The organism is Mesorhizobium sp. B2-5-4, from assembly GCF_006441095.1.
In the GTDB taxonomy this organism is placed as follows: Bacteria; Pseudomonadota; Alphaproteobacteria; order Rhizobiales; family Rhizobiaceae; genus Mesorhizobium; species Mesorhizobium salmacidum.
In genome coordinates, this window is the sequence record NZ_VFUR01000023.1 from 35806 (window position 1) to 49084 (window position 13279).

The following is a 13279-nucleotide window of genomic DNA, read 5'->3' on the forward strand; positions in this document are numbered from 1 at the left end:
GTCTGAGGCTACGCCCCATTGGCGCGCTTAGCAAACGGCCGCCCATAAAATTGCCAACGGCTCGTTGAGCATGGATTAACCACGACACACAGGCTCACGGATCGTGAATGAACAAGCTTGGAAGGCGGCGGTTAAGCTCGTGCATCCAAAGAGGGACCACGTTTTGTTCGCGACCGCCTTCGCTTTGCTGATCTCGTTCTCGATCAGCGTTGCCCTCGTTTCGTGGGCCGCGCCGACCACCGCGCAAGCTATTTCGCTCGACGTGCAGAAGTCCATAGACGGGTGGCAATTGCGTCAAACAGTGTCCGATGCGCTGCACAGAGAGCCCAAGTGATCGCTATGACAGCTGGATGGGGATGACCGTCCTGGCCATGCTGGAAAACCGGCCCTGGTGTCAGCCGAGACGAGCTCCCCTCAGTTCCAGTGCTTTGATTGGGCAATCGACAGATGTCCAACTCCAAAGCGCGGGGAATGTTCCTGCGGTTGTACAGACTGCCGTGGCGACCCAGCAGGGCCAGCAAAGCTATCCACTAGACGGCAACGGCTGCACAGCCCGTGAGAGATCTGAGACCCAACAGAGGCACTTCGGGCCAATTGCTATTCCTGTACGAATCGCCTCTATTTATTCAAGGATCAATCGCAACACAGTTTGCTGAATCCATGGTCCCTATTCTTGATGGCGACCGGCGTGTACCCCGCCCCCCAACCCGGCGTCGGTCGCCTACTCTCCGGGCAGCTCCAACTTTTTGGCTAAATTTCGAACTCGCTGCTCCTGGTCACGAGCAGAAGTTACGGAGTGGCCATTAACGCAGGTTAATGCGCCAAGTTGGTGACGGATTAGAGTTTGTAGCTGGTGCTTCCGATCCGCTCTTCGGCAGCCTCGTCGGACACGCGGAGAGAAGCATATGAGACGCAAGCGCCCCGTGATCTCAGCCTTTGATTTCGACGTCATAAAAAACGCTCTGAAAGCCATAATCGCACAGGGCGACATCCCCGAATGCGAATGGGACAAGCAAGCTCGCAACCTCGCGAAAACCTTTTCCGGCACCAAGGCAGACGAGACAATGATCAGAGTTCTGCTTGAGACCTGTCGGACCTGCGCGACCAACGCGTCCGAAGAGGAGCGTCTTGCCACGCTCGCTCGTGGTGCTCACGTCGAAGGCAGGCAGCGCAATATTCAGCGTTTACGCGAACTGGTTGCCCGCAGCCGTCATCCTTTGTGCAAAGGAGAAGCCGAGCGCACGGGTTCAGATGGCCCGAAACGCGAAATTCTTCCCGATTAGATCATCGGGTGTGTGGAACGCCTAGAGATCGATTCGACGGCGGCATTGCGGGTTGATATCTGCAGTCCGCGACGATGCCCAAATTCCCGACCTTACAACATCGAGAACGCGAACAACGAAGCGACGAACAAACGGCAGTTATCAGAAAGTTGCGATCAGCGGGGTTGTGGCCGTTATGAGGCGCAATCCCTCTGGGCTGCTTCTGACGGAACGGGGCCGACAGCGGATCGGCAGCTTTGAGCCTCGAAATCCAAAAGAACGGACGTACAACTCGAAGCGACTAAGGTCTCGGATTGGCCCTCAGCCGACATTCGGAATCGACGCGCGGGACCAGACGTCAAGCCGTTTGGTCGGACACACCCTCCGTGCCGGCACGATTGAGCGCAAGGCTAGGCTCCTGGGCGAAGAGTTCGGCGAGGAAATCGGCGAAGACCCGGACTTTGCTAGCGAGGAAGCGGCCCGCTGGCCGCACGGCTGTGATTGCTAATGGCCTCGGCGCATAGTCCGTCAGGATTTCGCGCACTGCGCCTGATGCTATCTCTGCTCCGAACAACCAACCGGGAGCATGAGCGATTCCGATGCCGGACAGGACGGCGGCTCGTATTTGTTCCGCATCGTTGGTGCGGAAGGCGCACTTGGGATTATGCATGACGGGACCAAAGCGATCCCGGAACCCCCATAGGCGGGGCGAACCCTGCGGCGCGTATATGATACAGGAATGCTGTTCCAGTTCGGCCGGTATTGCCGGCTCGCCGTGAGCCTCGAGATAAGCGGGGGTCGCCACGGTTACGACCGGCGTCTGCGCGATCCTCTTGGCAATCAAAGGCTGCGTGAGGGGCGCTGCAGCAGCTGCGCACCTAGGTGCGCCTCGAGCGCTGCAACTTGCTTGCTGACGGCCGGCTGGCCGACGCCGAGCGAGCGGGCTACGGCCGAAAAGCTGCCACTCTCGACTACCCGAACGAAGAGCCTGATCGCCTCCATCCGATCCAAATGCACCTCCACCATTCCAATTTGGGAATTGTTCCTATTCCATTCGCCATTCTACCCCTCCTTCAAGGGATGGGCTAGCCTCTCCCATCGGGTTGAAGGCAGCCCGAGCAACTTGATGAAGGAGAATGGAAATGACCAAGATTGCTGAAAATCAGCAGGGCGACACGGAAGCGCTGACTGCAATCGTGAAGGAGATGGCGGCTTCCATGACGGGCGAACAAAGCACGCGGCACTGGGCGGACGACGCGCTGTGGTTCGACATCCCGCCGTTTGCCTCGCGCGGCATCCAGCCGGCAATGAAGATGTTCGATCGCGTCTTCAAAGGGTTTAAGTCGTGCGGCATCAATATCCTGCAAGAAGACGTCACCGTCAGCGGAGATATGGGCGTGGTCTGCACCATCCAGGAAGTCAACATCGTCCTCAAGAACGGTGACGCCAAGCACGCGCTCGTCCGCCAGACGGACTGCTTCAAGCGGCGCGGCGGCAGCTGGAAGCTGTTCCATGAGCACGCCTCGTTTCCCTCGGGTGGCGAGTGGGACGGCAAGATCGTGACGGCCTACTCGCGGCGACGTGCCGGCGGCCCTCGGGCCGCACCACTCGCCCCCCTCAACCCCATATCATGAACGCTCGCCTCATCCTCTCTAGCGATACTGAATCAAGGCTTCAAATCGCCAGCAGCTCCGAGTTCAAGGATATCCGGCAGTGCCCGGCCGGTGGCATCGCCGGCGAGTAGATAGATATTCAAGTCGGGGAATTCTGCTCATGCGAGTGTTCGCGCGACGAAATTGCGCACGACCGGCGATGTCTCCTGGCGCCGATGCACCAGAGCTACCGCGTCGATCGGGGCGTCAGCCGCGATCGGTCGATACGCGATCCCCGCAACCTGTAGCCGACTCATCGATGCCGGCACGATCGACACGCCGAGTTCCGCAGCCACGAGCACGACGACCGAGCCAATCACCGGCGCCACCTCGCCGATCACCGGCTCGAACCCAGCCTTGCGGCAAGCGCCAATGATGCTGTCATAGAATGCCGGACCGAACCAGCGCGGCACCAGCAGAAACGTTTCCTTGCTCAACGTTGCAAGGTCGACCTCTTGCTGCGCGGCGGCATGGTGGCTGGCGGGTAGCGCAACGAGCATTGGCTCCTCGGAAAGAACGTGGAGATGGAATGCCTCGATTCCGGCGACGTTGGGCCGCAGGAACGCGGCGTCGAGCGACCCGTCCTGTAGTCCTGCCACCAGCCCGTTTGTGTTGGCCTCCTGCAACGTGACTTCGACGTCGGGATGCGCGCGGCGGAATGCCCGGATCGCTGTCGGCACGACCGCGTTGAACGCCGCGGATGGGATGAAGCCGACGCGAATCGAGCCGGTCTCGCCCCGAGATGCCCGTCGCGCCGCCTTTGCTGCTCGCTCAGCGAGCGTCGGCATCTCCTTCACGCCCTCCAGGAAAGCCTGACCCGCCGGCGTGAGCTCCGCGCCATGGGCGACGCGGTGGAACAGCTGAGTTCCGATCTCGACCTCAAGATCCTTGATCTGCTGGCTGAGAGGTGGCTGCCCGATGCCGACCCTTGCGGCGGCACGCGTGAAGTGACGCTCCTCGGCGACCGCCAGAAAATAGCGGATATGACGCAATTCCATTGTCATCTCCAAAAGCTATCGCACTTGCCGGTTTGATATATTGGAACAATGGCAAAGTTGGGCCCATCTTTTGAGCGACGAAAGGAACCGTCGTTGGCACGCTAGGCACCTAGCCGCGCGAGAAGCGAATCTGCCCGGCGGCTCCACTCATCTGAGCGAGAGCCATGGTTTCCGCAAAACGGCAGAAGGACGAGGGGCTGGTGGCGATCCGTGATCGCCAAGCCGCCATGGCCCTCATCGATCGACGAATTGAAGCCGTGATCGATCGCAAGGCGCTGGGCCGGGCCGGCCTGGTCCTGGCACCGCTGGTGCTCGCCACAGCCTTATCGGGTGAGACGGTCTGGCCGCAGGCCGCGCTCGTGACGATCTCCGCCTTTATCGCCGCCGAGCGGTCGGGTCTGGCGCCACTCGGCGTTGTCCTTCATGGACTCGCCATTGCGACCGGCTTCATGGTGCTGCTCACATCGGTTCATCAACCAGCGCTGTTCGTCTTCCTTGCTGTGGCAATGGCGGCTGCCTCGATACTCCTGACTGCGCGGGGCGCCGAGTTGCGCTCGCTGGGAAATTTCACGTTCATTCCTGCGCTCTATCTGGCTTGCGAAATCGCTGAGCAGGCATCCCCGGAGGCACTCGTCTTTCGCGGATTGCATTTCCTGCCCTTTATTGGCTTGGCGATCGTTCCGGTGCTGCTGGTGTCGATTCTTGACCATCTTGAATGCCGCCGTGATCACATCACGCTGCTCCGCCATTTTTCGCAGGTGGTGGGTCAGACGGCGCCGAGGACCTTGGTTCCTTATCGTGAGGCCTTTATCGCTGTGGCGTTTGCCGTGGCTCTCGCGGCAGCTCTCGTGGAACGGTACCACATCGGGCATGGCCAATGGGTGATCTGGTCGGCTGCCAGCGTCGTCACCGGCGACGCAGCAAGCGCTCGGGCGAAGTTGCGTGACCGGGTGCTCGGCGCGGTCGTTGGGGTGCCGGCGGGGAACGCACTTGGGTTGCTGCTGCCGCATAACCGCATCGTTCTTGAACTCACCGCGCTTCTGGCGGTGCTGACCTTGGTCGGCTTTCGCCGATACAATGTTGGCTTCGGCGCCCGCAGCGCCTGCGCTGCGATGGCATTCATCGTCATCAATCAATCCATCTTCGCAGCGGGAGAGCGGGCGGCCAACGTCATCCTTGGGGGTGTCGTCGGCATCGTTTTTGTCCTCGGCGTGCACGTTGTTTTCCAACGCTTGCTCCGATGCAGCGCGATACGGCGGATGGGTTCCATTGCGGCGGACGGAGCCGAGTGCGTCGTTCGGCTCCCAACGAGCCACTGGGCTACAACAGCAGAAGACTGATCAGGAGGCAGCCATGGCAATCCAAACTGCGGTGATGTCTGCTGGCGGAAGCGAGGGGGGTACGGAATCTCGAAGCGACGCACCGGCAGGCGTTTCGCTCGCAATACCGAGCATGCCGAATCTATCAGGGCACGGTGTTCTCAGGCGAGAAACGTCGCCCTGAGTTGAACAAGGAGTGAAGCTCATGTCCGTTACCGCGGAATACGTCAGCAACATATTCAAGGGTCTGGAAGAGGGAGATGGCGCTTCCTTTTTCAGTCATGTCGACGACAACGTCGATTGGATCGTCCAAGGTACACATCCATTGGCCGGCCACTATCATTCCAAGGCGGCTTTCATCGAAGGAACCTTCACGAAGCTGAGCAAAGTCCTGCCGAAAGGGGCGCAACTTCATGTCGAAAACCTCTTGGTCAACGGCGACGCCGCAGTGGTGGAACTTCGGTCACTGGCGACCGCAAAGAACGGCCTTCGATTCGACAATCGTTATTGCTGGATTGTCTATTTCCAGAATGACGTGATTGCGCGCGTGCGCGCCTACTTGGACTCGGCGATGGTTGCCCGGCTGTTCGAGGAAAATCCGATCGGATGATCGGGTGTCGGCGCGGTCTTGCCGCAGGGCCTCGACGCGCCCCTCGGCATTCCAGCCGAACCAAGTCCGTTTCAACAAGAAGAGGAGCGACGATGACAAAAGTCTGGCTCACTACCGGCAGTTCCAGGGGTCTCGGCCGCGCGCTAGCCGAAGCCGTATTGGCGGCAGGTCACAAGTTGCTTGCTACGGCCCGCAACCCGGCGCAACTCACCGATCTTAGCGCGAAATATGGCGACCAGGTGCGCACCTTCTCCCTTGACGTGACCGATCCCCGCGCGGCCTGCGAAAGTGTCGCGGCGGCTGTCGACACCTTCGGCAGGTTGGACGTCCTGGTGAACAATGCCGGTTACGGAAATATCGGAGCCATCGAGGATACCAGCCTCGACGAGATCCGGGCGCAGATAGAGACGAACCTTTTCGGCGTCATCAACATGACAAAGGCCGCAATCCCGTTCATGCGCGAGCAGCGGTCAGGCCGCATTATTCAATTTTCATCGGTTGGTGGCCGCGTCGGCGCCATGGGCCGAGCCGCCTATTCTGCCGCCAAATGGGGCGTTGAAGGCTTCTCCGAGGTACTCGCCAAAGAAACAGCGCCGCTTGGCATCAAGGTCACAATAATCGAGCCGGGCGGATTTCGCACGGACTTTGCCGGTGCGTCAACCAAGCTCGACGCCGGCCGGCCGGAATATGATTCCACGGTCGGAGCCGCTGCGCGGTTCCAGCGCGGCTTTGACGGCAGGCAGCCCGGCGATCCCGCGAAGGCCGCAAGCGTGGTTCTTCAAGTGGCGGGAATGGATGAGCCGCCGCTGCGGCTGCTGCTCGGCAGCGATGCGGCTGCTGCCGTCGAACAGAATGATCTCGCCAAACGCGAAGCGGATCGGAAATGGCGGCATCTGACGGTCTCGACCGACTTTGAGATCGAGAGCTGATGCAATGAACCCAAGCATCGAACACGACCGACCCACAAGAGCGGAACTCTCCCCCGCCCATAGGTCGGGCAGTTATGATTTTTACAAAAACCTACGGCAGAAGGAAGATTATCGTGAAGATGAACAGACGCACTTTCTCGGCCGGCCTTGCTGTTGGCGCTGTGGCCTCACTGATCTCCACTCGCGGGATGGCCGCAAACCCCGCTCCGCCGAAGGCTCGCAATGTCGTCCTTGTGCACGGCCTGTTTGCCGATGGGTCATGCTGGTCCCAGGTGATTGCACGATTGCAGGCGGCAGGACTGAACGCCACGTCGGTGCAAAACCCCTTGACTACGCTGCCCGAGGCGGTTGCCTCGGCCGAGCGTGTGCTGGCACGGCAAGATGGCCCGACGGTTCTGGTTGGTCATTCCTTCTCCGGGATGATCGTCACCGAGGCAGGTATGCATCCGAACGTGTCGGCGCTGGTCTATGTGGCGGCGCGGGCGCCGGATGCGAACGAGGACTACACGGCGTTGGCCAAGACATTTCCGACGCCGCCCGCATCCGCAGGGATCGTCTTCGATGGTGATGAAGGACGCCTCAGCGAGGCTGCGTTTCTGCGCGATTTCGCCGGTGATCTGCCGGAAGCGAAGGCCAAGCTTCTTTATGCGGTCCAGGAGCCGTTCCAAAAGATTCTGCTCACGGGCAAGACCACGCATGCGGCCTGGCGGTCGAAACCGAGTTTCTATGCCGTTTCAACCGAAGACCGGACGATCAATCCCGACCTAGAGCGCTTTATGGCCAAGCGCATGGGGGCCAAGACCATCGAAGTGAAGTCAAGTCATCTGTCGTTGATCTCTCATCCACACGAGATCACCCAACTGATCCTGGAAGCCGCAGGACAGGGCAGCTAGTCTAAACGACCACGCTCAAGGACTGATGACCGAAATCGCGTGTCGCTGCGAATGGCTGCTTCAAGGAAGTTGGAAGACTGGCTTCTAAGACCGATAGGCGGAGAGCTGACCAGGCAAACTTTGCCTGAAGCGGGGCCGTTTGCAGACAGTCCGCTTATCGGCGATCGGAGATCGAAAGGCTGCCACTGAAGCGCGAGGGAGTTGTAGCCTCGACCTCTCCCTTACCAAGGGAGTGCTCTACCACTGAGCTACCGCAGCAACGGGCGTCTGAGAGCCGAGACGCCTTGAATTGCAAGGCGTTGCGCCCCCAATCTGCGCATTCCTGTAAGGCGTGCACTTGTAACCATTGAGGCACCAAGCAAGCACGGAACACCCCGCCAGACGGCACCGTTTGGCCGAGAGCTACACCAGAGTTGTAATAAATGCGGTGCCACATTGGATGCGAATTGACATGGAGCCCCTACAGAGGCTTCTCGCACCCCGGCCTTCGCTCACGACCCGCAAAGGCCCTCGCGCGAGTCCTTGCCCCTCCACGCCCTGAGCTGACGCGGTTCTGAGGGTGAGCTACCGCCGATTCCTGACCCTACAAGCGCTTCGCTAGCGCCTAGTCTGACTGTCTCGGCTGAGTGCCCTCGATGGCTCGATCGTCATCCCCTGAACCTCTCCGTGTACCAGGTGATTTTGCCATCCACCTTCACCGGCTTGTGGATCATCAGACGCTTCGGAAGATGCTCCGGATGGACTTCAAGGAGCGTGATCTTGATCGATGGCTTGCACCGGTTGCAGTCGAATTTCAGCTTCAAAGGATCAACGCCGCCGCCATAGACCATCATGAGATCGGCCGATCTGCAGTAGCGGACGTTGCCGCAACTGCATTCCACCTTCACAAGCATATTGTGCCGGGTCGCCTTCCCCAGCGTGTCAATCGGATCATGCCCCATGAGAACAAAAAAGGAACAAATTCCTCTTTCGTCAAGAGCGCATTCGAACTAATGGCAACGCACGTCCGGCCGGAACAATCCTCGCTTCTCGAGGTTCGTTTATTTTAGCGAACTCAGGAGGCACCTATGTCGTCAGAATCGCGCGAATGGATGATCCAGTGGCTGAGGGACGCCCACGCCATGGAGGAACAGGCCGAGACGATGCTCTCAGGACAATTGAGCCGTATCGAGAATTACCCGGAGCTCAGTGAGCGCATCCGCCTACATCTCGAAGAAACAAGGCAACAGGCTACCCGGCTAAAGACCTGTCTTGACGGGGTCAGCGAAGGATCGTCCACCATGAAGGTCGCAAGCGGTAAGCTCACGGCGCTCGCACAATCCATAAGTGGGGTATTTGCCGGCGATGAGGTGATGAAGGGCTCTCTGGCCAGCTACACATTCGAGCACATGGAAATCGCATCCTATACAATCCTTATCGCGGCCGCCAACGTCGAGGGCGAAACTCAAATCGTGCAAGCGTGCGAGCAGAATCTGCGCGAAGAAGAAGCAATGGCGGAGTGGCTGAAGAGCCATCTTGGCCAGACGACGCAGACCTTCCTGTCGCGTGCCGCCGCTGACAGTGACGCCGCAAAACGGTGATTTACTAGGCCAGTCAAGGCGGGCTGTTGTGTGGTGCTCTGTCTCGCTGGCTACGGCGAGTTCCCAACCTCAGGCCGATCAGACTTCGAACAAGTCGCTCGGCCCCCGCCCGATCTCGTCAATGATGTCGGGCGTGTTGTTGCGCGGCGAACCGACCTTGCTGTCGATCGGCCACATCTTCATCAGATCGGACGGAAAGGGCTTCATCAGGTCGCGAGGGTCCTGCTCCGGCCCAAGCCAGCGCATGTAGTCGGTCGGCGCCAAGATCACCGGCATGCGGTCGTGAATGGTCGCCATCAGATCGTTGGGCTCGCAGGTGGCGATGGCAAAGGTCCGCACGAGTTCGCCGGTCACCTTGTCGGTATACTCTTCCCAGATCCCGGCCATGGCGAAAGGCTCGTCAGATTTCATCGCGATGGCGTAGGGCTGTTTTTTCTTTCCCGACGCGTCGAGCTTCTGCCATTCGAAATAGCCGTCGACGGGCACCAGGCAGCGGCGCGAATTGTAGGCCTTCCGGAACAAGCCATTACTGGCGATCGTCTCGCAGCGGGCGTTGACCGGTGGCGGGCGGCCGCCACCGTCCCGAGCCCAACCGGGGGCCAGCCCCTAGCGCGCCGAGCCAAAGCCGGCCATGCTGGTCGACAGCTCTTCACGGATGATGATCGGGTAGGTCAGGCTTGGCGCGCCGTTCCACAGCGGGAAGCTGTTGCCAAGGCGTTCAACCTCGCCAGGCTGGGCGAATTCAAACCGACGAACCATGTCGGGGATTGTGGTCTTCACGAAAACGCGTCCGCACATGCATCAGAGATAGGCACCCGAAAAGCAAGAGTCTACTTCGGGGCGGCTACTCAATCGCCCAACGGAGGGCGCCGGTCATTCTGTCGCAGCCAGAGGTTCAGGAATATCCAGCATGATCGTCACCTCAATGGAACGGTTTCCAGCCTTGCGGGTTTGAGTCTCATGCAACAGATCAACGACACCAAAAAGCTGGTTAAGCAGTTCGACGAGAGGGAACGGCAAAGCCTCATCCGCATCAAAGAAACTCAGGAACTCATCGAGCAGAACCGCCGGCTGACAAAGAGGTCTCGCGAAATCCTTGCGCACGCGTCCTCCGCGCTTGGCAGCACTTAGGACCCCATACCCTGTCGGCGTGGTGTCGGGCGTGTAGATGACGCCGATCAGACTGAAGCGTCCAGGTGGTACCTATCAAAGTACGATGTCCCTATCTTTCCCGAAAGTCCTTGAGCGAGGCGTGACGTAGCTTCTCCTCGCCCTTCAGGAACCGCACACGGCCGACCAGACCAGGCTTTAGCCATTCTGCCTTGCCTTGGCCAAGCCTATCGGAACGGGTCCGCCGACCTTCCCCTGCACGCGGTCCCATAGCGCTTGCCGTTTGTGAGCCTTGAACGTGACGAAGGCGCCACCGGCATAGCGGCCCTTGTCCGCCATCAGGACCATCGCGGGTTTCCCCGCCTCACGCTGGACGCCAATGATGTCCATTTCCTTTTCGGCATAGCACTTGATCTTGCGCCAGTTCATCGTCGGCCCGCTGCGATAAGTGCTGTCCTTTCGCTTTGAAACCATACCCTCCAGGCCGGCTTGGTCGACAAGGTGATAGACGGCATCGCCGGTTCCCGGCATTGCTTCGCTGAACTGGATGCGGCCGCCAGTGGGGATCAATCCCTGTAGAATATCGCGCCGCTCTTCCACCGGCATCTCGCGCAAATCGTGGCCGTTGAGGTGCAGGAGGTCGAACGCCACCAGATACAGATCGCGAGACGGGTTGCGGCTGGTAACGGCTGATTGCAGTGCGTGGAAGTCCGACAGGCCGGCTTCGCTGATGCTGATCGCCTCGCCGTCGATGATGAAGTCTTTCGCTTCGATCGCCTCTGCTTCGCCGGCGAGCTGGATGTAGCGCCCGGTCCAGTCATAGCCGTTTTTGGTGATCAACCGAATCCCGTCGTCATCCTTGATGATCTGGGTCCTGTACCCATCGAACTTGATCTCGTGGATCCACTCATCGCCTTGGGGCGGGGTGTCGACCAGCTCGGGCTCCATCGGCTTAATGAACTTCAGACGCATCAACTCACTCGCGACACTGTCCATTCAATAAGCTTTAGCTAAAATAGTTCCGGAACATTTAGCATGGCCGGATGTTGCAGCCCGCATGACAAAGCTATCCGACCTTGGCCCTCCGATTCCCGGCAAACTGCACGGAGGGCAGCGCATCGACGAGCATCTTCACTTCTACAACTGCCCGCACTGCGGTCAGCGCGTTGACCAACGCGATTTGCGCCAAGTCTTCTGGCATGAGCGGCCTGGTCATGAACCGCTGGAGCCCGAGCCTGAGGCGAAGGTGATCGAATTTCCAAAGCGGGAATGACAAATCCCTACCTGCGCGGGGCCAGCCGCAAGGAACAGGTGGCGGTACTACGCCGAACGGTCAGGTTTCCGCACATGTTTATGCGAGGATACGCCAATGTTTGGACTCTGGGAGTTCCATAAGATTGCGGCCACACGAGGTGACGGCTTACGTCCAGAGTTCCTCAGACTGTTTCCGGGACAGCCCGTGAGTGAACGGCTGACATGCATCCAAGGTGGGATAGCCGAAACTAAGCGGCCGTCGCCTGCTGCCGATGCGAACCGCGAGCGGGCTTCTCGGCTTCTTGCGCCCAAGCATTAAACAGCCCGCCCGGCGTGAACCGAGACGGGGTTATGAGAGCGGACTGTGAATGTCTCGGCGTACCACATTGACGGCGCGGCGCTCGTCCTACCTTAACTGCCCTGCAATAGCTACGTGCTAGCGGTTCTTAATGGACTCCTATCTGAAAGCACATTTATCGCCAGTGGCTCTGCTAAGCTACGCAATTGCGATCGGCTCGCTACTACTGCGTCTTGTATACTCGAAAAGGGTTTTGGTAGGGCTGTTCATCCTGAGCATATTGCTCGCGACATGGGGCACACGGATTTGCTTCCAAGGCTGGCATCGGGCGACCTCAGTCGGCCAAAAACGCGGCGTCGTGATACTGCTCTTCGTGTTTCGGGCCTTAGCGCAGCGGGCGGATACATGTCGCTAAGGGACATTCTCAGATGAGACCAGCGGGCCTGTCCTTGGGACAGCTTTCCTGTCATCGCCGCTCGATGGTCGTCTTTGAGAAGCCGCCTGCAACCTTGCAGCGGCAGGAGAATGCTGTCCAGGATCGGTTCGGGATGCTCGCGCTTTTTGGGACGCGCTGCCAGCACCACGGGGGCTGCCACCTTTTCCCGCCGCTCCATTCACGGCAGCGGCGGGCGCCCCTATGGAGCAAGGGGACTCGCCCGGGCGGGGACCCAGGCTCAGGCTAGGCCGCGCGCAGTGGACGGCCTGCTCCCGAACCTCTATGATCGGCACATGTTCCAGCCACCCAAAAAGGCCGTCAGGCCTGCCAGCGGCAAGTTGGAATCAACCAAGGTCAAGGCGACACTCTTTGGCGATCTCCGTTTTGAGAGAGGGCCGCCGCCATTCCCTTTGTCCGACATTTCGAACACCCCAACACAGGCGCCAGCAAATCACCACGATGCGTTGATGCTCCACGGCTAATGCCCGCCCGGCTGCGAAATCTTAACGGATCGTTGACCGCGCTGTCCTATTCTGAGACAGCGCGGTCAAGAGATCCCATCCGGACTGCGCAGGCGGCTTCGGCATAGCCCCGCCCGCTTTTGTCGGGGCCGCCACCACACTCTGGAATAATACCAGCAATGGTTGAATCAACCGTTACTGCAGTTGTTAAAAAGCTAACGGCTCAGGCTGGCGCGTGAGAACAAACCGGGGATTCACATTTGCCCGGTTCCGATCCAGATTCTCGGCATGGAACACGCGTTTGATGACATTGCTGCTGCCCTGAGAGCCCCGCCAGCGCGTTTGCGGGACCGCTACGGCGCCTTTGTCCAGCGCATGGCCGAAAGCCTCACCACCGGCCTTGCGATCGGCATAGGCTTCGCGATCGTCCACGCCTTCGCAGGCTGTCGCCGGGATCTCTCCAATATTAGCTGATGC

13 protein-coding genes and 2 pseudogenes are annotated in these 13279 nt (G+C 59.7%); 9 read left to right on the forward strand and 6 right to left on the reverse strand.

Translation table 11 applies throughout. The features are described 5' to 3' along the window. Positions 1-103: 103 nt before the first annotated feature. The 3 genes from FJ492_RS24025 (at position 104) to FJ492_RS24040 (ending at position 2896) form a co-directional block, all read left to right on the forward strand. A complete protein-coding gene (locus tag FJ492_RS24025; RefSeq protein ID WP_140751627.1) occupies positions 104-334 on the forward strand; it encodes a hypothetical protein in 231 nt (76 codons plus the stop codon). A gap of 571 nt (positions 335-905) precedes the next feature. After that, complete coding sequence (locus tag FJ492_RS24030; RefSeq protein ID WP_140751625.1) at positions 906-1283, forward strand: hypothetical protein; 378 nt, start codon at positions 906-908, stop codon at positions 1281-1283. 1121 nt (positions 1284-2404) lie between these two features. Further along, positions 2405-2896, forward strand: a complete 492-nt coding sequence (locus FJ492_RS24040) for a nuclear transport factor 2 family protein (RefSeq protein WP_181166078.1) — start codon at positions 2405-2407, stop codon at positions 2894-2896. Positions 2897-3033: 137 nt separating this feature from the next. Here the strand turns inward: FJ492_RS24040 and FJ492_RS24045 are convergent, their stop codons facing one another. Continuing rightward, a complete protein-coding gene (locus FJ492_RS24045) occupies positions 3034-3912 on the reverse strand; it encodes a LysR family transcriptional regulator (RefSeq protein ID WP_140751621.1) in 879 nt (292 codons plus the stop codon). Between the two features lie 164 nt (positions 3913-4076). Here FJ492_RS24045 and FJ492_RS24050 point away from each other — a divergent pair, with 164 nt between their 5' ends. The 4 genes from FJ492_RS24050 to FJ492_RS24065 all read left to right on the forward strand — a co-directional run bounded on the left by FJ492_RS24050 (position 4077) and on the right by FJ492_RS24065 (position 7663). Then, positions 4077-5252: an FUSC family protein gene (locus FJ492_RS24050; protein WP_140751619.1), complete on the forward strand. Its 1176-nt coding sequence runs from the start codon at positions 4077-4079 to the stop codon at positions 5250-5252. A gap of 184 nt (positions 5253-5436) precedes the next feature. Further along, complete coding sequence (locus FJ492_RS24055) at positions 5437-5841, forward strand: nuclear transport factor 2 family protein (protein ID WP_140751618.1); 405 nt, start codon at positions 5437-5439, stop codon at positions 5839-5841. Between the two features lie 92 nt (positions 5842-5933). Further along, positions 5934-6770: an oxidoreductase gene (locus FJ492_RS24060; protein ID WP_140751616.1), complete on the forward strand. Its 837-nt coding sequence runs from the start codon at positions 5934-5936 to the stop codon at positions 6768-6770. Positions 6771-6883: 113 nt separating this feature from the next. Beyond that, positions 6884-7663 carry an alpha/beta hydrolase gene (locus tag FJ492_RS24065; RefSeq protein WP_140751614.1) on the forward strand — a complete coding sequence of 260 codons (780 nt, stop codon included), beginning with the start codon at positions 6884-6886 and terminating at the stop codon, positions 7661-7663. A gap of 647 nt (positions 7664-8310) precedes the next feature. On the opposite strand, the gene FJ492_RS24075 is transcribed toward FJ492_RS24065, so the two are convergent. Continuing rightward, positions 8311-8556, reverse strand: coding sequence for a hypothetical protein (locus FJ492_RS24075; protein WP_246676104.1), 246 nt, complete (start codon positions 8554-8556; stop codon positions 8311-8313). Between the two features lie 174 nt (positions 8557-8730). On the opposite strand from FJ492_RS24075, the gene FJ492_RS24080 reads away from it, so the two are divergent. Beyond that, complete coding sequence (locus tag FJ492_RS24080; RefSeq protein ID WP_140751610.1) at positions 8731-9243, forward strand: DUF892 family protein; 513 nt, start codon at positions 8731-8733, stop codon at positions 9241-9243. A 78-nt stretch (positions 9244-9321) separates the two neighbouring features. Here the strand turns inward: FJ492_RS24080 and FJ492_RS24085 are convergent. From FJ492_RS24085 to FJ492_RS24095, 3 genes and pseudogenes are all read right to left on the reverse strand, one after another. Next, positions 9322-10041 (reverse strand): annotated as a pseudogene (locus FJ492_RS24085) (SOS response-associated peptidase). 75 nt (positions 10042-10116) lie between these two features. Further along, positions 10117-10347: a hypothetical protein gene (locus tag FJ492_RS24090; protein WP_140751608.1), complete on the reverse strand. Its 231-nt coding sequence runs from the start codon at positions 10345-10347 to the stop codon at positions 10117-10119. A gap of 118 nt (positions 10348-10465) precedes the next feature. Then, positions 10466-11325: pseudogene (locus FJ492_RS24095) on the reverse strand (ATP-dependent DNA ligase). A gap of 85 nt (positions 11326-11410) precedes the next feature. Between FJ492_RS24095 and FJ492_RS24100 the strand changes: the two are divergent. Continuing rightward, a complete protein-coding gene (locus FJ492_RS24100; protein WP_140751606.1) occupies positions 11411-11626 on the forward strand; it encodes a hypothetical protein in 216 nt (71 codons plus the stop codon). 1383 nt (positions 11627-13009) lie between these two features. Here the strand turns inward: FJ492_RS24100 and FJ492_RS24105 are convergent. Beyond that, positions 13010-13234 (reverse strand): hypothetical protein, encoded by a 225-nt coding sequence (locus FJ492_RS24105; RefSeq protein WP_140751604.1) that lies wholly within the window; start codon positions 13232-13234, stop codon positions 13010-13012. Positions 13235-13279 lie beyond the last annotated feature (45 nt).